Genomic DNA, 19,523 nt, shown 5'->3' on the forward strand with positions numbered 1-19,523 from the left:
TACAGAAAACGAAACATTAGATTTACCTTTAGANNAGAATTAATGAATAGATTAAAAAATACCTATAATCTTTTAAATGAATTGTATAATAAAAAATAATAAGAATAAACTGTTTATATATCTTATATTTTATTATAAAAAAATATTATTTATAATACTTTGTTAGGAGGGATAATAATAGAAACTTTATATGTGATATTACCAAATAAAAATACATCTCCTATATTGAATGCTATGGTGTCTCATTCACTTAAAAATATACATTATGTAGTAATAGATGATGTATATAATCTTCCTGATTTATCTTATAAAAAATTACTTTTTGTAGCTCAGGTAGAGGATGTTGGTTATGATACCCCTATGATTAACCTTCTATCAAAACTTCTAGAGAAAGGTAAAGACACCTTACTTGGATCTACCGGTGCTATTCTTATATATAGTATTGATGACCATGGTACAAAACGTTTTGCGCAAGATATTGTATATATTGCTAATAATATGGGATGTGCTTTTATAGGCCATCCTCTAGTAGAAGCCACTGGTTCTTTAAAAAATTTTTTAACGTGGCAAAAGACTATGGATATGTCATTAAAAGATATTTGTTATGACCTCTGCATGAAACTAGTCAATCGCCTTGTAAATGATAATCCTAAGACTCTTCAAAGTGGAAAGATTTCTGTTATATACTCTAGTCCACATAAATCATCTAATACCTTAGACCTATGGCACCTAGTATCTGAGCATATTAATTATTTTCAAATTAATGAAATACAAATTGAAAGAGGAGAAGTGCTAGATTGTATTGGATGTCCTTATAAACTTTGTCTTCATTATGGAAAGAAAAAAGGTTGTTTCTATGGAGGTATTATGACAGAAAATGTTCTTCCTGCCATTGAAGAAAGTGATGCAGTAGTTTGGCTATGCCCTAACTATAACGATGCTATAGCAGCTAATTTAACAGCTGTAATAAACCGTCTTACAGCACTATATAGAAGATGTAATTTTTATAATAAATCCATCTTTGCAGTGATAGTATCTGGAAATTCTGGTAGTGATTCTGTTGCTAAACAATTAATAGGTGCCCTTAATATAAATAAAGGATTTAGGCTTCCACCTTATTTCTCTATTCGTGCCATAGCTAATGATCCTAAAACAATTTTTTATGTAGAAAATATAAAGATGAAAAGTGAAGTTTTCAGTAAAATAATTATAAATAATATAAAGGTGTAAAGATTACTCTCATACACCTTTATATTATTATTATTATTTTTATTTACTTACTAGCTACTTTAAATAAATTCAAGCTATTTTTAAGATCATAACTCCAATTTGTAATACCACCTAAATCACACACATTAGAATAATCTAAATATTCTAGCATCATTGCAGCTCTAGCACTTTTATTACCGCTATAGCAATATACACATACAGTTTCATCTTTATCCTGAACTATATCTTCAATGTCATGAGAAATATCACTTAAAGAAATCAATATGGCCCCTTCTATATGTCCTTCTCTGTAAGCCTGCTCATCTCTTAAATCTAGTATAACTAATCTCTCATTGCTATCCATTTTTCCCTTTAATTCTTCTGCTGAAATTTTTCCCATACTTATTAACCTCTCTTTTGCTTCTATTTACAGCACCTACTCTTATATTCATAACCAAATTAATTTTATTACACTATATAATTAACTTTTTCTTATAGATTCTGTGAACATATACACTTAGTATAGCTGCAGTAGGGACTGCCACTATCATTCCAACAGCTCCTGCATACCCTCCTCCAATAGTTAAAGCAATTAAAGTCCAAACAGCTGGAAGTCCTACACTACCACCTACAATCTTAGGTTGTATAATATTACCATCAACCTGTTGATATAAAATTAAAAGTATAAATCCCCATATTCCAAGTGTAATACTAGAAAATATACCCAATACAAATGCTACCACAGCTCCAATAGCAGGACCTACATAAGGAATTACATTACATATACCTGCAATTACTCCAACAAGTACAGCAAAGGGATGATGAATCATTAACATAAGTATAGATGAAACTATACCTACAATAAGGGCATCAAGTAAAACTCCCCTTACAAATCCTCCTACAACTTCATCTAAATCTATAATGAATTGTTTAAGTACTGTTCCTAACTTCCCTGGTATAAAAGCTCTTCCAAATCTCCTAATAGTTTTAAATAACATCTCTTTGTCTTTTAAAAAATAAAATGTAAATATTATACTCAGAACAAAGTCTATCATAAAAGAACCAAAACCATAAATGCTATTAGTAATTATATTAACTATTTCTTGACCAATAACTGCAAACGCTGCTGTTACCTTATCTATATAAGTACTAATTTGTTGATAATTTATATCTAAAGTAGCAAAATACGAATTCAAGTTATTTATTCCATTTCTTACTATACTCTCATATTGTGGAATATTATTTATTAATGATTTTGCATTCTCTAAAAGAGGTGGAATTATAAAGTTAAATATCAATACTACTGATAGTATGATTATAAAAAAAACTAATATAATACTTATAATTCTATATATCCAATTAAATTTATTATTTCCCTTTACACTAACACATTTTTTAATAAAGATCTCAATACGCCTTACTAAAGGAAATAACAAATATGAAATTATAGCTCCTATTATTATAGGTCTTATTACACTTAAAAATCCTAATATTGCATCTTTAAATATAGTAATAAAGGTACCACTTCTACTTACTATTTCATAACCTATAAATAGGGCAATTCCTGTAATAACAGCTACAACTCCAATATTTATATACTTTCTATCTATATCTAACTTTTTATCTATTCTAAACCTATCCCACATATGATTTGCTCCTTTATAAGGCTTGTTTTTATGTTAATTTAATAATATTATAATGCAAATAATTCATCTATATTTGCATTATAACACGAGTAACCTAAAATTAACAAAAAATAAATATATTATTAACTTTTAAATAATTAATTTGCAAATTAAAAGAGTTCTCAATATAATTAGAGTAGTTATTTGTAACCTTAGTTTAAATTAACTACAAATTTAATTATATGAGGAGATAAAACATGGAAAATATATTTGTTATTTTAAAAGGAATGGTTATTGGTGTGTCCAATGTTATTCCTGGTGTTAGTGGAGGAACTATGGCTGTAGTTCTAGGTATTTATGATAAACTTATATCTGCTGTAAATAGCTTTTTTAAAGATTGGAAAAAAAATATTTTCTTTCTTGCTGAAATAGCTATAGGTGCCGGCTTAGGTATAATACTATTTAGTAAGTTAATTACAAATTTATTAACAAACCACCCTGAACCAACCAACTTCCTTTTCATAGGATTGATTTTAGGGTCATTTCCTATGTTATATAAAAGAGCAACAAAAGGAAAAGTTAAAAAAATAAATTATCTTTGGTTTCTTGCAACTTTCATACTAATGGTAATTATGTCTATATATAGTGATATAGAGGTTAGTACTATAGCTATGACTAGTTTAAGCGTAAAATCTTTTATATCCCTATTCTTAGCAGGATTCATTGCAGCTGCTACTATGATTCTTCCAGGAGTAAGCGGTTCTTTAGTACTTTTAATTCTTGGACTATATACTACTTTTACTANNTTACTTATTCCTGGTGGTTTAGGTGTTCTTGTAGGTATATTGACTATGACAAAGCTCATAGAATCCTTTATGAGTAAATATCCTCAACCTGCATATTTTGCTATTTGTGGATTAATTTTAGGTTCTGTCTTTCCAGTATATCCTGGTTTTATTTTAAATTTATCAGGAATGCTATCAATTATAACTTTTTTAATTGGTTTTATTATTACATATATACTTGGAAAAAAAGAAAATAATTAAAACATAAAAAGTAAAGACTGTTTCTAAATTGAAACGGTCTTTATTTTCTATGATAGGTTATTTTCGTCCTTTAACCAAGTGTTCCATTGAACTTCAAAGTCATCAATAGAACACTTTAATACATTAAAAATACCATCTACATCGTAGTTTTTTATAATTTTATTTATTGTTTCCTTACCACGGGTTTCTTCTATATACTTAACTATAGTCCATGCCCATATCTTATATAGACTTTCATTTTCTTGAATTTCATTTAATTGTGGTATCACGTCTTTTTTTATAGCTTCATTTATTACTTTTTTTACTTCACCCTCTTTCCATAATTCAGATAAATACATAGCTATTCCTTGTCCTATCCATGTAGATGAAACTTCTGAATTTAAAGATAGAAATTCATGAAATATATGAACTACCTGACTGTAAATTACTTTTTTAAGCTTGTGCTCATCATAAGTATAAGTAGATTCTTCTTCATATGCAAAAGGTGATAATATCAATAGATCATTTTTAGATGTAATAGCTACTTGACTTTTCTTAGATTCATTATTCCCCCTAAGTTTTAAAATCATTTTACTTATATAATTATATTCTCTTCTGTTCATAGCTATAATAGCCCTTATAAAAAATCCTTTATCTATTAAATGAAAATAATTTTCTAATTCTTTATATGCATAAAGTATTCCCTCTTTAACTTCTACTACAAATCTCATATCATTTCCAATATAATAAACTGTTATATTTTCATTTTGTATATACCCATAACTTTCTAACATTAATCTACTCCCCCAAACTCCAGTAATATACCCCATTTTTTCTTATATATTCTATAAATACGTTACTATTCCTTTTTATTTTTTATAAAATATCTTTAATTAGTATATTGTAAAATTTATTAACATTAAATTATACTTTAATTTTGTAAACTATCTTCTGTTATACTTATAATTCTTTTAAAAGATTTTATAATATAAAATAAAAAACATCACATTAAATAAATTAAGATTTATTTAATATGATGTTTACTTCAAGTTAATAATATTATATTCTTATAAGTTTATTCAAAAGCAATTTCTAATATATTATAGATATCATCTCTATTTAAAGGTTTAAGTGTTCCAAGAGGTGCAAGGATTGCAGCATTGTCAGCTATAAAATCTAGTTCTTCTCTCTTAACTCCCACTTCTTTTAAAGTTATGGGTGCTCCTATATCCTTATAGAAATCTCTCAGTGTCTCAATACCTTTTAGCGCCTTTTCTTCATCACTACCTTCATTTATAGTAAATACATGGCTTGCAAATTTCGCAAACTTATTAACATCTTCTTTATAAACATATTTCATCCATGCAGGCATTATAATAGCAAGACCTGAACCATGGGCAATATCATTAAGTACTGAAAGAGAATGTTCTATAGAATGAGATGCCCAGTCACCTTTCCTCCCCACTCCATTCAATCCATTCAAAGCTAAAGTTGCTGCAAAAGCAAGTTCACTTCTTGATTTATAATTGTTGCTATTTTTTGATAATTCTCTAGTATGTGTAATTACAGTTCTTACAATACCTTCTGAAAGTTCATCAAGCATATCTGTACTTTCTGTTCCACCATAATAAGCTTCAAATACGTGACTTATAGCATCTATTGCTCCATTAGCTGTTTGATTGGATGGAAGAGACCTTTGAACTGATGGATCTAAAATAGATACTTTGGGATATAATAAAGGTGAACCAAAGCTCCACTTTTTACCTTCATCTTCATTAGTTACTACACCACCTGAATTCATCTCAGATCCTGTTGCTGAAAGAGTCAACACAGTAAATAGTGGTAATGCTTTTTTAACCCTTCCTTTACCTTCAAAGAACTCCCATACATTGCCTTCACAGCAAGCTCCTGCAGCTATGGCCTTAGATGAATCTATTACACTTCCTCCGCCTACAGCTAAAACTCCATCTACATTGTTTTCTTTAGCTAGCTTTATGCCTTCTTGAACTTTTGATAATACTGGATTAGGCTTAACTCCTGATAATTCAATAAACTCTATATCGTTCTTCCTTAAAGATTCTACTACAGTATCATAAACTCCATTTTTAATTATGGAGCCTTTTCCATATACTATTAATACTTTCTTAACTTCATATTTAACTAAATGTTCTCCTATAGTTTCTATTGTACTATCTCCAAATACTAATTTAGTTGGATTGTAAAGTGTAAAGTTTAACATATACTTTCCTCCTCTTATCCTTATATTATTTGTAACAAAGTTTTTTATTTAATTTTATTTTAAATTTAACTTTATGTCTAATAAAGCTTATGTAAATTTATTCTATATTTATTATGTTATCATGATATTTCATAAAACTCTACAAAATGTCGTGTATTGAAATTTAAATTTTCCGTGAAGTTTTATACTTTTAAATATTGATTTTATTTCTTAACATTGATATACTAAAAACATAATTTATGGTGATGGAGTTCACCTTAACCGCAATTGCTAATGACTCCTACAGACAACGCTATGAGTATGTCTGTAGGAGATTTTTATTTGTAAAATAACCAAATTACTACAAAACAAAATTTTTCTATTTTTTGTGTTAATAATTTATGGTATTAATTTTGGCATTGTAAAACTTTAATTTAAAAGGAGGGCTATTTTATGGCTACGAGTATAGCAATTATTATATTACTTGCAATTGTTTCTAACTTTATATTTGAAAAAATTAAACTTCCTGGACTTTTAGGTATGTTAATTTTAGGAATAACTATAGGTCCCTATGGATTTAATTTGATTCATGGAGATTTACTAAATATCTCTTCTGATTTGCGTAAAATAGCACTTATTGTTATCTTATTAAGAGCTGGTATGGGTATAAAAACGTCTGATTTAAAGAAGATTGGAAAACCTGCAATAAAAATGAGTTGTATACCTGGAATATTAGAAGGTTTTTTTATAGCCTTTATTTCTACTAAATTACTAGGATTCACCTTTATCCAGGGAGGAATCCTTGGATTTATAATTGCTGCCGTATCTCCTGCTGTAGTTGTACCTCAAATGATTAGCCTTATAGATAATAAAATTGGAACTAATAAGAGCATCCCAACTTTAATACTAGCCGGTGCTTCTATTGATGATGTATTTGCAATTACAATATTAACTAGCTTTCTTGCCTTATATTCTGGTAAGAACGTTAATATAGCTTCTCAACTTTTACAAATACCACTTTCCATAATATTAGGAATAGGACTAGGATTAATATTAGGTTTTATTATTATATACTTATTTAAAAAGTGTAGTATTAATATGATTAAAAAGATACTAATTGTTCTAGCTATTTCTGTACTTCTAACTACCTTAGAAACTATTTTTAAAGATAAAGTATTAATTGCAAGTCTTTTAGGAGTTATGACCATTGGATTTATTCTTACAGAAAAACTCCCTAATGTTGCTACTCCTCTCTCTCAAGGGCTTAATAAATTATGGGTATTTTCAGAAATTTTACTCTTTGTATTAGTTGGAGCTCAGGTAAATATATCTGTAGCATTCGCCTCAGGCACAATAGGTATAATAATTATTTTTATAGGACTAGTAGGCAGAAGCGTTGGAGTTATAATTTCACTTATAGGTACTAATTTAAACATAAAGGAAAGGATTTTCTGTGTCATCTCATATATACCTAAAGCTACAGTTCAAGCAGCCATGGGGGCCTTGCCTCTATCTCTAGGTGTTATATCTGGAGATTTAATTCTAGCAATATCTGTATTATCCATTTTAATAACTGCACCTTTAGGCGCTATTGGAATAAAGGTTTCAAGTAAATCCTTATTACACGTTCAGAATTAAAAATGTAATAATATAGAATATATTACTATTTCTTTTAAAATAAATAATAATATATTCTATCAAATTAAATGATTTAAAAAAATTCACCTTTTACTGTTGACTTATATTAAACAAAGTAATACAATTATTTAGTGGAAAATTTTATATACCTCGGTAGGTGAGGTTACTACAAGGATACGGGTTGCTACCGTAAAAGAGTGGAAACATTCTTAACTGGTTAGCAGATTTTGCCGAACAAAGAAGGCTTAATCTAACGCAATTTCATTGCCTTGCAGAGCTAAAACTTGAACGAGACATACTATTATTAGTGTTTGCCTGCGTTTTAGTTTACGGAGGTTTTTTATTTGATAAATTTTAGGAGGTGTAAGAAGCATGGACGATGGTAGTAGTAATATTGACAATGAAGATTTAATAAGTTTAGTGTTTAATACAAAAATAAAACTCTATGTAACTTCTTACCCTCTTTATGGCATAATTTAATTTTACTTTAACTTTTTCAAAGTTAAATCTATCATCAAGAATCTTATGTCCATAAACAGATAGAAATATTACATAGTTATTTATCAAAACATTAAACATGCCGTTTAATGTTTTTTATGTCTTCATTGTTTTTTACCCACTACAACCTAGAAATTATAATTTTTCAATTTTAGTCAATACTTATTTTGAACATTCATAATGTATTGAATTAATAGGAGGGGTAACAATGGAAAACACAATAAAACTAATCAATGAAAAAAAATTCATTGACGCAAGAAAAACTCTTGAAAAAAAGAATGTAGTAGATATAGCTACTTTATTGGGGGAAATGGATAAAGAATCTGTAGTTAAAATTTTCAGAGTACTTCCTAAAGACAAAGCTGCACATGTATTTTCTTATCTAGACAACGAGGAAAGACTATTTATAATTGATTCTATTACCGATAGTGAAATTTCAAATATTATAGATGATTTATTTATTGATGATACTATAGACTTTCTAGAAGAACTACCTGCTAATGTGGTTAAAAAAGTTTTAAAAAATACAGATGAAAATACTCGTAAGATTATAAATCAATTCTTAAAATATCCTGAAAGTTCAGCTGGAAGTATAATGACTATAGAATTTGCTGATTTAAAAAAGCATATGTCTGTAAATGAATCTATTGCTCATATAAAGAAAACAGGCATAGATAAGGAAACTATTCACACTTGCTATGTTTTAGGTGATAACAGAGAGCTAGAAGGTATTGTTTCTTTAAGAAAACTTATTTTAAGTGATGAAAATATGCTAATAGAAGATTTAATGAAAACTGAATTTATACATGTTCATACTTTAGATGATCAAGAGAATGTGGCTCAATTATTTAAAAAGTATGACTTATTATCTATCCCAGTTACCGATAATGAAAAAAAATTAGTTGGAATAATTACCATAGATGATATAGTAGATATCATTGACCAAGAAAACACAGAAGACTTCCAAAAAATGGCTGCTATGGAGCCAAATGAAGAAGACTACTTAAAGACCAGTGTTTGGACTCTTTCTAAGCATAGAATAGTTTGGCTTCTTGTATTAATGATTTCAGCAACTTTTACAGGAAACATTATAAGAAGATTTGAAGATGTCCTATCCTCAGTAGTTATTCTCGCTTCCTTCATTCCAATGTTAATGGATACGGGCGGCAATGCCGGATCTCAATCTTCAACTCTTATCATAAGAGGTCTTGCTTTAGGAGATATAAAATTATCTGATGGATTTAAAGTTATATTTAAAGAGCTAAGGGTTAGCATCATTACAGGTTCCGTTCTTGCTATAGTAAATTTTATAAGAATATATTATTTTGAAAAAATTAACTTTATAATTTCTTTCACTGTATGTGTAAGCTTATTCTGTACTGTAGTTGTAGCAAAAATAGTAGGTGGCATACTACCCATCTTAGCAAAAAAATTAAAATTAGATCCTGCTATTATGGCAAGCCCATTAATCACAACTATAGTAGATGCGGTTGCTCTAACTCTATACTTTACATTATCCGTAAATCTATTACACTTAGCAGTTTAATTTATATTTTAATATAATAAAGGATTATTTAAAGGCCAATTTATTTTCTTTTTAATTGCCTTAGAATAGTCCTTTAACTAACAAAAAGAACTACAAGACTTTAGTTTGTAGTTCTATAGAAAATAGATTATTATCTTCTATTTCTTTCTGCTTTTCTTGCTCTTCTGCAATCTGGGCATCTTACTGGCTCATTTTCGAATCCTTTTTCAGCGTAGAAAGCTTGCTCTCCCTCTGTAAATATAAATTCTTTACCACAGTCTTTGCATAATATTGTTTTATCTGCCATTTTAATTCCTCCATTTTTAAAGATTTACATTCAATTAACCAATTCCCTAAAAACGGAGAAAGTTATAATAGATGTGAATCTTTTTATTTTATGGTTTCAGTTTATCACTTTGCTAGTTAAATTTCAAGTATTTTTTGAATACTTATATCCATTTTTATACCAATTATAGGGTTATTTTATTTTTAAATAACTCATATACTATATATCAAATCAATCCTTATATTTTAATAAATTATTATAATTTTATATAATAAAATAAAGCTATAAGATTAATTCTTATAGCTTCTATTGAAATATTAAATATTACTATCTTCTATTTCTTTCTGCTTTTCTTGCTCTTCTGCAATCAGCACATCTTACTGGGTCATTTTCAAATCCTTTTTCAGCGTAGAAAGCTTGCTCTCCTTCTGTGAATATGAATTCATTTCCGCAATCTTTACATGTTAATGTTCTATCTGCCATTTTTCATTCCTCCATTTTTAAAGATTTACTTTTAACTAACTGATTCTCTAAAACTGGAGAAAAGTGTTATTAATCTTAAATCTTTATAATATATTTTTTGTATTTACTACTCTTTTAGTATATCATGGTGATAATAATAATTCAATATATATTTTTAATTTTATTTCCTAGATTTTTGCACTTTAACTTTTTTCCCTTTAATAATTATCTCTCCATATTTTTTTAATAAATTCTCACCTTTATTATTCAGTATATCTACATATGAAATATTATCTTGTATATCTATTATACCGATATCGTCTCCATTTAACTCTGGAAGATTACTAAGAGCTCCCACTATATCTATATTCCTTATTTTCTTCTTTTTACCAGCTCCAATGTATACTTTTAGAATATCTTTATGAATTACTTTCTTTTTATTTCTCTGTCCTACTTTAAGTTCTTTCTGACTCTCCTTAAATACACTCTTACCTTCTTTAATCTCTAAATCACTTGGGAAATTCCCTTTTTTAATACTATACCCTAAGTATTCTTCTATAGAAATCAAATACTTCTTTTCATATTCAGAAACTAAAGTTATAGCTGTCCCTTCCCGTCCGGCTCTTCCTGTTCTACCTATTCTATGAACATAACTTTCTCTTTCCATTGGAACTTCATAATTAAATACATGGGTTATATTATCTACATGAATACCTCTTGCTGCAATATCCGTAGCAACCAGCACTTTAAATTCCCTATTCTTGAACCTTTCCATAGTTTCAATCCTTATTTTTTGCTCCATATCTCCATGTAGTTGTTCTACTGAAATTCCCTCTGACTTTAATTCTTCATACACTTTTTTAACTTTATCTTTGGTATTACAAAATACTATAGCTGCATCTGGTGTACATGCATATAAATTGTTCCATAAGGCTTTAAACTTATCTTTATGTTCAACATTTAAATATGATTCTTTTATTTTATCACGATTAAATACCTTGGATTCTATTTCTAAAAATCTAGGGTTTATCATATAATTAGTGCATAGCTCTTCAATGCTTTCTAGTATTGTTGCAGAAAATAGAGCTGTTGTCCTTTTTTTCGGTAGTCTATCTAATATATCACTTATCTGATCTATAAAACCCATATTTAGCATTTTATCTGCTTCATCAATGATTACATATGTTAAATCCTTAAAGTTTAAGTTCCCTCTATTCATATGGTCACTTATCCTCCCAGGTGTTCCTATTACTATATGTACCCTCTGCTTAAGCTCCCTAACCTGCTCATTAAAAGGCTGCTTTCCAAAAACAGCAGCACATCTAACTTTTTTTATTCTCCCTATATTGGATATATCATCTTTAACCTGTAATGCAAGTTCTCTTGTGGGAACTAGAACTAACGCTGTTATTTTCCCCTCTTCTACCCTAACTTCATTACAAATAGGAACTCCAAAGCTTGCTGTTTTCCCACTTCCAGTTTGTGACTTTACTATAATATCTTCTCCATCCAAAAGACTTGGTATTGTTTTATCTTGAACTTCAGAAGGATTTTCAAACCCTAGATTGTTTAGAGCCTGTAATATGTTTTCATTTAAATTATATTTTTTAAATCTACTTTCCATAACTATCTCCTTGTATCTAATTAATATCTATTCATTATTCCTATTTCACATCGTATTAGACTTATATATATATATATTTCTACTTATTTTAAAAATTTTATACATTAATACTTTTTATATAAATAGTTAATTTTATATAACTCAAAAACAAAAGCTATAAGAATCACTTCTTATAGCTTTCATTGAAATATTAAATATTAATTATCTTCTATTTCTTTCTGCTTTTCTTGCTCTTCTGCAATCAGCACATCTAGTTGGCTCATTTTCAAATCCTTTTTCAGCGTAGAAAGCTTGCTCTCCTTCTGTGAATACGAATTCGTTTCCGCAATCTCTGCATGTTAATGTTCTATCTGCCATTTACAATTCCTCCATTTTAAAGATCCACCTATTATTAACAAATCCTCTAATTGGAGAAAATTATTATATATGTTAAATCTTTATTTCAATTTTATTTGTGTTTAACCACTTACTCAGTATAACATACACTTTACGTATAATGCAAGTAATTATATAAATATTTTATTTTATCTTTATTTATACAGTAGTAATCCCTTTATTACTTATTTCAAATACTATTTGTTCATCCTTACCATCTACCAAAATATCACATCCATCGTAAACTTCGCCAGCTATAATTTTTTTTGCAATCATGGTTTCTAAAACATTTCCAATATATCTTTTTAGTGGTCTTGCCCCATAAACTGGATCATAGCCTTCTGTTGCTAAAATCTCCTTAGCTACGTCAGTAATTTCTAAACCTATATTTTTATCATATAATCTTCTTCTAACATGGTTAATAAATATATCTATAATTTTCTTTATGCCTTCAATATTTAGTGTTTTAAACATTATAATGTCATCTACACGGTTTAAAAATTCTGGCTTGAACCTACTCTTCATTTCACTCATTACTAAAGCTTTAGTTTTTTCAGTAATCACACCACTATCCTCTAGTAGATGACTACTACCTATATTAGAAGTCATAATTATTATAGTATTTTTAAAGTCTATAGTTTTGCCCTTATTGTCAGTGAGTCTTCCATCATCTAATATTTGTAGAAATACGTTAAATACATCTTCATGAGCCTTTTCTATCTCATCAAATAAAACTACTGAATATGGATTTCTTCTTACAGCTTCAGTTAATTGTCCCCCTTCTTCATAACCTACATATCCTGGAGGCGCTCCTATAAGTCTTGATACTGAGTATTTTTCCATGTACTCTGACATATCAATTCTTATAATATTTTCTTCACTATCAAATAAATTTCTCGCTAAAGTTTTAGCCAGTTCTGTTTTACCTACTCCTGTAGGCCCTAGAAAAATGAATGAACCAATAGGCTTATTTTCATCTTTCATTCCTGCTCTAGCCCTAATTACGGCATTAGCAACAGCTGTTACAGCTTCATCTTGACCTATTACCCTATTACTAAGTTCCTCCTCTAATCTTAATAGTTTTTCTCTTTCACCTTCTACTAATCGTGTTACTGGAATTCCAGTCCACTTAGATACAATTTGAGAAATTTCTTCTTCTGTAACCTCTTCTTTGAGAAGGGCTGTTTCATAATTATCGTGCATGCTTTCTTCTTTTTCTTTTATTTCTTCTTCAAGACGTGGTATAACCCCGTATTTTAGTTCTGCAGCACTATTTAAATCATATTCTCTCTCATATCTTTCAACCTTACCTCTAGCTCCATCCAATTGCTCTTTCAAAGTTCTAACTTCAAGAATCTTACTTTTTTCTTGTTCATATTTAACAGTCATTTCATCATTTTTTTCTTTTAATTCTGCTAACTCCTTTTGAAGTTGTTCAAGTCTCTTTTGAGATGCTTCATCACTTTCTTTAAGCAGAGCTTCTCTTTCAGTCTCTAATGTAAATAACTTTCTTCTAACCATATCAAGTTCTGTAGGAAGAGAATCTATTTCACTTCTTATCATAGCCCCAGCTTCATCAATTAAATCTATAGCTTTGTCTGGTAAAAACCTATCTTGAATATACCTATTAGATAATTTTGCTGCTGTTACTATAGCTGAATCATGAATTCTAACTCCGTGGTGTATTTCAAATCTTTCCTTTAGTCCTCTTAATATTGAAATTGTATCTTGCACTGTAGGCTCTTCTGCAGTAATTGGTTGAAATCTTCTCTCTAATGCTTTGTCTTTTTCTATATATTGTCTATATTCATCAAAAGTAGTAGCTCCAATGCAATGTAATTCTCCTCTTGCTAGCATAGGCTTTATAAGATTTCCTGCATCCATAGCTCCATCAGCTTTTCCAGCACCTACAATGGTATGAATTTCATCTATAAATAATATTATCTTCCCATCAGAATTCTTAACTTCTTTTAATACGGCTTTAAGTCTTTCTTCAAATTCGCCTCTATACTTAGCTCCTGCAATTAAAGCTCCCATATCTAAAGAAAAAATTATCCTGTCTTTTAATCCTTCTGGTACGTCTCCACGTACAATTCTTTCTGCCAAACCTTCAACTATGGCAGTCTTACCTACTCCGGGCTCACCAATAAGCACTGGATTATTTTTAGTTCTTCTTGACAAAATTCTAATTACACGTCTTATCTCTTCATCCCTTCCTATTACAGGATCTAATTTATGTTCCCTAGCAAGGTCAATTAAGTTAGTTCCATACTTAGCAAGAGCATCATAAGTCCCCTCCGGATTATTAGTATCTACTCTTTGATTTCCCCTAACCTGAGATAATACTTCCATAAATCTTTCCTTATCTATTCCATATTCCTTAAGTATTTTACCTGATACACCTTTTGCATCTACCTCTATGATAGCTATCATTATGTGTTCTACACTTATATAGGAATCATGAAATTTCTCTGACATATCTTGAGCCTTAACTAGAACTTCATTGATTCTTCTAGTGGCAGTAACTCCAGATGAACGAGCTCCTTCCCCTAATACTTTAGGCATTTTCTCTAACTCTAAATTTACTTTCCTTTTAATTCCTTCAACATCCACAGCCATTTTTTCAAAGACATTAGGTATTAATCCATCTCTTTGATTTAGAAGAGCAGAGAATAAATGAATAATATCTACTTGTTGATGATTATTTCTTACTGCTTCCTCATAGGCATCATTTAAACTTTGTTGAACTCTTATTGTTAATTTTTCTGTTTCCATAACATCACCTGCTACTCCAATTTTATATCTAGTTAGGTAGCATTTCCCCTTTCATAAAACTTAAATATTATTAACTATCTTTCTAAATAACTTTAAAAATTCTTCTCTTTCATCATTTGTGTCTAAGGCATTTAAAACATATCCATATAATTTTCTTTCAAAAGCTAGATGTTCATTCTTTACTTCCTCGCCTTCATCTGTAAGTTGTAATCCATAGGATCTTCTGTCTCTCTTACTAATAGTTCTATTCACATAATTAAGTCTTTCTAGCCTATCTATAGCGCTGGTTAAAGTACTTTTAGGTATGTCTAACATATTACAAATTTCCTTTAAAATTATATCCTCCCTATCATAGACAATACTTATAATACTAATTTCCATGGTATTAAGTCTTTCTATCCTAGGAAACTCCTCCATAGTCCTATATTGATTTGAAAAAGACAAAAACATTTTCCATAAATTCGAAAATTCTTCAATTAACTTGTCATTATCCTCCATTACACCTACTCCTTTAAAATCTTCTTATATCCTACAATGCTCATAATTCAATTATTAGATCAATAGATTAAACCCTATATTATTGTTTGCTAAACGTAAAATTTAATTAGTACGAATTTCGTACTTTATCTTTAAATAAATAGTACTATCATCGTATTATTTTGTCAATAATGAAATTTTATTAATCATAAATAAAAGTAATAATGAAAATCTAATATCATTATTACTTTACTTTATATTTACAATAAATTTTGATTTAATTATTTAATATTTTTTATTTATTTTCTCTAACTACTGACGAGTTTTCTTCATAGATTTTCTCTTATTAGTAGAAGTGTTTTTACCCTTTTTTCTTTCTAAAGAAGTTCTTCCATGACTTCCTCTAGGTAAAACTGTTTTACTATTACTATGTTCTTTACCAACCTTTTTATGTCTACTATAATTTCCACCATGGTTAAAATTTTTTCCTTGTGTTTTAGGTCTTATTAAACACTTAGGTCCATTTCCTATCAAATCTTCTCTTCCAGCTTCTACTAAAGCTTCATATACTATATCATACTTTTTAGGGTTTCTATATTGAAGAAGAGCTCTTTGCATTGCTTTTTCCCTCTTGCTCTTAGGTACATATATCTCTTTCATAGTTAACGGATCTACCCCTGTATAGAACATAGCTGTAGATAAGGTTCCTGGCGTTGGATAAAAATCCTGAACTTGCTCTGGCTGATAATTAATATCTCTTAGATATTCTGCTAACTCTATAGCCGATGCTAATGTGCTACCTGGATGACTAGACATTAAGTAAGGTATAATATACTGCTTCTTTCCAACTTGCTCAGTAAGATTATAAAACTTATCTACAAATCTATCATAGGTCTTCCCAGATGGTTTTCCCATATACTTTAAAACATCAGTACAAACATGCTCTGGAGCTACCTTTAATTGTCCACTTACATGATGTTCTACAAGTTCTTTAAAGAAGGCATCATTTTTATCTGCCATTATATAATCATAACGTAACCCTGAGCGTACAAATGCCTTTTTCACCTTAGGAGTAGCTCTTACCTTTCTTAGTAGTTCTAAATACTCAGTATGATCTGCATCTATATTTTTACATGGTTTTGGATACAAACATTGTTTATGCTTACATGCACCATGCTTAAGTTGAATTTTGCATGCTGGGCGTCTAAAGTTTGCAGTAGGTCCTCCTACATCATGAATATATCCTTTAAAACCAGGTAGATTTGTTATTTCTACCACTTCTTGTAAAATAGAATCTTCACTTCTACTCTGAACTATTCTTCCTTGATGGAAAGTTATAGCACAAAAAGAACAATTTCCAAAGCAACCTCTAGAACTAACTATACTAAATTTAACCTCTTCTATAGCTGCTATTCCACCTGCTTCTTCATAACAAGGATGATAATTTTTTGTGTAAGGCAATCCATAAACATGGTCTAACTCTTCCCTAGTTAGAGGCATCTCTGGTCTATTTTGTACCACATATCTATTGGCATGCTTTTGTACTAGAGTCTTTCCTCTTACTGGATCTTGTTCTTCATATTGAACCTTAAATGCTCTGGCATATTCCATCTTATCTGTAGATACAGCTTTATAGGATGGTATCTCAATATACCCACTTACATATTCTAAATCATCTATCATATAGCATGTTCCAGGCACATGTCTTATATACTGAACTTCTAATCCATCATTTAAACAATTTGCCACTTCTAGTATTTGCTTTTCACTCATTCCATATATAAGTAAATCGGCACCACTATCTACCAACATTGATTTTCTTACCTTATCACTCCAGTAATCATAATGGGCAAATCTCCTAAGACTAGCTTCTACCCCACCAATTATAACCGGAATATTTTTATATGCTTCTCTAATTTTATTACAGTATACAATAGTTGCTCGATCTGGTCTTAAACCCATTTTTCCACCTGGAGAATAAAGATCCTTTTCTCTAATTCTTTTAGCTACAGTATAATGATTTACCATGGAATCCATGTTACCACCATTAACTAAAAATCCCAATCTAGGTCTTCCTAACTTCATAAAATCCTCAGTGCTATGCCAATCAGGTTGAGGAATTATTCCTACTTTAAATTCAGCATCTTCAAGAACTCTGGAAATTATAGCAGTACCAAAGCTATGATGATCTATGTATGCATCTCCTGTTACTATGATAAAATCTAACTGTTCCCATCGTCTTTCTAACATACCATCTTTACAAATGGGTAAAAATCTATTTTCTAACATTTAATCACCTACTCAAATATAGTTCAAATTTATAATTCAACTCAAGGTCTAATTATACTATAAAAAGAATCAAGAGACTATTTCTTTTACAAAATAATCTCCTGACTCTAAATTAAATATATTGGTATTTTATAATAGTTGGCAAAATTAATTTATAATGTTACTTAAAACATTAATACCTTAAGCTATTTTCGTAACTTTCTCTTCCCTTAACATCTGTGCTACATAGTTAGCTAAATCAACAACTCTTGCTGAATATCCCCACTCATTATCATACCAAGATGCTATCTTAATCATGTTACCATTTACCATAGTTGATAATCCATCTACTATAGAAGATCTACTATCTCCTTTAAAGTCTACAGATACTAAAGGTAATTCACATAATCCTAATATTCCCTTAAGTTCATTTTCAGATGCTTCTTTAATTACTCTATTTATTTCTTCTACTGTAGTTTCTTTCTCCACTTCACAAACTAAATCTGTGATAGATACAGCAGCTGTTGGAACTCTTAATGCAAATCCATCTAATCTACCCTTTAATTGCGGTAATACTTTTGCAACTGCTTTAGCAGCTCCAGTTGTAGTTGGTACTATAGATTCTCCTGCCGCTCTTGCTCTTCTTAAATCTTTATGGCTCTTATCAAGGATTTGTTGGTCATTTGTATAAGAGTGAACTGTAGTTATAAATCCTTTTTTAATTCCAAATTTATCATCTATTACTTTAGCTACAGGTGCTAGGCAATTAGTAGTACATGATGCATTTGATATGATTGTATGTTGTGATAAATCTAAATCAGAATCATTTACTCCCATTACTACTGTTATATCTTCATCTTTACCTGGCGCTGTTAGTATAACTTTCTTAGCTCCTGCTTTTACATGATCCATAAGCTCTTCTTTTGTTTTAAATTTTCCAGTAGACTCTATAACTAAATCAACCTCTAATTCCTTCCAAGGAATTTCTTTTGGTGATCCACATCTTGTTATTTTTATTTCTTTATTATTAATTATTATTGAATCCTCTGTTGTCTTAACGTCTCCTTTGAAGGTACCAAAGCATGAATCATAAACAAATAAATGTGCAAGTGTTTTTATATCTGCTCTAGCATTTATAGCTACAATATTAAAATCCGTCTCAGGACTTTCACATGCTATCCTTAAAAAAGTTCTTCCGATTCTTCCGAATCCATTTATTCCAACGTTTATCATAATTGAACCCCCGCAATTCATTGTTATACTCTTTATATCAATATAGTATATCACATTAGAAAATGTGTCAAATATAGTATATCATATTTTTTCTTAATTTCCTATTGAAATATAGTATTTACTTTCATTTTCTTTTATTTACTACCATTTTCATATTTATATTTATGTAAAAAATATTTAATTTACTAGGTTATTTATTAAGTTTCATTAAAAACTAATCATTTAAATCTGATATATGTGCTACACTTTTACTTTTGTAATATAAATAAAGGGGGCGTCGCAAAA

16 protein-coding genes and 2 riboswitches are annotated in these 19,523 nt (G+C 29.3%); of the genes, 4 read left to right on the forward strand and 12 right to left on the reverse strand.

Translation table 11 applies throughout. The features are described from left to right. Nucleotides 1-177 precede the first annotated feature (177 nt). Nucleotides 178-1,230 (forward strand): NAD(P)H-dependent oxidoreductase, encoded by a 1,053-nt coding sequence (locus B3630_RS07340; protein ID WP_346896847.1) that lies wholly within the window; start codon nt 178-180, stop codon nt 1,228-1,230. A gap of 43 nt (nt 1,231-1,273) precedes the next feature. Here the strand turns inward: B3630_RS07340 and B3630_RS07345 are convergent, their stop codons facing one another. Continuing rightward, the gene (locus B3630_RS07345) at nt 1,274-1,609 is read right to left on the reverse strand and encodes a rhodanese-like domain-containing protein (protein ID WP_346896820.1); all 336 of its coding nucleotides are present in this window, start codon (nt 1,607-1,609) and stop codon (nt 1,274-1,276) included. Between the two features lie 73 nt (nt 1,610-1,682). Further along, entirely contained in the window at nt 1,683-2,855 is a 1,173-nt protein-coding gene (locus B3630_RS07350) for an AI-2E family transporter (RefSeq protein ID WP_346896822.1), read from the reverse strand. Nucleotides 2,856-3,121: 266 nt separating this feature from the next. On the opposite strand from B3630_RS07350, the gene B3630_RS07355 reads away from it, so the two are divergent. After that, nucleotides 3,122-3,880, forward strand: a complete 759-nt coding sequence (locus B3630_RS07355; protein ID WP_422653259.1) for a DUF368 domain-containing protein — start codon at nt 3,122-3,124, stop codon at nt 3,878-3,880. Between the two features lie 47 nt (nt 3,881-3,927). On the opposite strand, the gene B3630_RS07360 is transcribed toward B3630_RS07355, so the two are convergent. Next, entirely contained in the window at nt 3,928-4,653 is a 726-nt protein-coding gene (locus tag B3630_RS07360; protein WP_346896828.1) for a hypothetical protein, read from the reverse strand. Between the two features lie 281 nt (nt 4,654-4,934). Continuing rightward, nucleotides 4,935-6,098 (reverse strand): iron-containing alcohol dehydrogenase, encoded by a 1,164-nt coding sequence (locus B3630_RS07365; RefSeq protein ID WP_346896830.1) that lies wholly within the window; start codon nt 6,096-6,098, stop codon nt 4,935-4,937. A gap of 232 nt (nt 6,099-6,330) precedes the next feature. Then, nucleotides 6,331-6,388: riboswitch (Fluoride riboswitch) on the forward strand. A 142-nt stretch (nt 6,389-6,530) separates the two neighbouring features. On the opposite strand from B3630_RS07365, the gene B3630_RS07370 reads away from it, so the two are divergent. Continuing rightward, nucleotides 6,531-7,715, forward strand: a complete 1,185-nt coding sequence (locus tag B3630_RS07370) for a cation:proton antiporter (RefSeq protein ID WP_346896832.1) — start codon at nt 6,531-6,533, stop codon at nt 7,713-7,715. 142 nt (nt 7,716-7,857) lie between these two features. After that, a riboswitch (M-box (ykoK) riboswitch) is annotated at nt 7,858-8,017 on the forward strand. Between the two features lie 404 nt (nt 8,018-8,421). Continuing rightward, nucleotides 8,422-9,759 (forward strand): magnesium transporter, encoded by a 1,338-nt coding sequence (mgtE, locus tag B3630_RS07375; RefSeq protein WP_346896835.1) that lies wholly within the window; start codon nt 8,422-8,424, stop codon nt 9,757-9,759. Nucleotides 9,760-9,889: 130 nt separating this feature from the next. On the opposite strand, the gene B3630_RS07380 is transcribed toward mgtE, so the two are convergent. The 8 genes from B3630_RS07380 to gap all read right to left on the reverse strand — a co-directional run bounded on the left by B3630_RS07380 (nt 9,890) and on the right by gap (nt 19,241). Further along, a complete protein-coding gene (locus tag B3630_RS07380; RefSeq protein WP_035132598.1) occupies nt 9,890-10,045 on the reverse strand; it encodes a zinc-ribbon domain-containing protein in 156 nt (51 codons plus the stop codon). Between the two features lie 306 nt (nt 10,046-10,351). Then, nucleotides 10,352-10,507, reverse strand: coding sequence for a zinc-ribbon domain containing protein (locus B3630_RS07385; RefSeq protein ID WP_150842869.1), 156 nt, complete (start codon nt 10,505-10,507; stop codon nt 10,352-10,354). A gap of 160 nt (nt 10,508-10,667) precedes the next feature. After that, a complete protein-coding gene (locus tag B3630_RS07390) occupies nt 10,668-12,110 on the reverse strand; it encodes a DEAD/DEAH box helicase (protein WP_346896839.1) in 1,443 nt (480 codons plus the stop codon). 201 nt (nt 12,111-12,311) lie between these two features. Beyond that, nucleotides 12,312-12,467, reverse strand: coding sequence for a zinc-ribbon domain-containing protein (locus tag B3630_RS07395; RefSeq protein WP_035132601.1), 156 nt, complete (start codon nt 12,465-12,467; stop codon nt 12,312-12,314). Nucleotides 12,468-12,644: 177 nt separating this feature from the next. Further along, nucleotides 12,645-15,260 (reverse strand): ATP-dependent chaperone ClpB, encoded by a 2,616-nt coding sequence (clpB, locus tag B3630_RS07400; RefSeq protein WP_346896841.1) that lies wholly within the window; start codon nt 15,258-15,260, stop codon nt 12,645-12,647. A gap of 60 nt (nt 15,261-15,320) precedes the next feature. Continuing rightward, nucleotides 15,321-15,758, reverse strand: a complete 438-nt coding sequence (locus B3630_RS07405) for a MarR family winged helix-turn-helix transcriptional regulator (protein ID WP_346896843.1) — start codon at nt 15,756-15,758, stop codon at nt 15,321-15,323. A gap of 291 nt (nt 15,759-16,049) precedes the next feature. Beyond that, complete coding sequence (locus B3630_RS07410; RefSeq protein WP_346896845.1) at nt 16,050-18,026, reverse strand: YgiQ family radical SAM protein; 1,977 nt, start codon at nt 18,024-18,026, stop codon at nt 16,050-16,052. Between the two features lie 180 nt (nt 18,027-18,206). Then, the gene (gene gap / locus B3630_RS07415; protein ID WP_346896849.1) at nt 18,207-19,241 is read right to left on the reverse strand and encodes a type I glyceraldehyde-3-phosphate dehydrogenase; all 1,035 of its coding nucleotides are present in this window, start codon (nt 19,239-19,241) and stop codon (nt 18,207-18,209) included. Nucleotides 19,242-19,523: the final 282 nt, after the last annotated feature.

It is taken from the genome of Clostridium sp. UBA7503 (genome assembly GCF_002477055.1).
GTDB lineage: Bacteria > Bacillota > Clostridia > Clostridiales > Clostridiaceae > Clostridium_J > Clostridium_J sulfidigenes.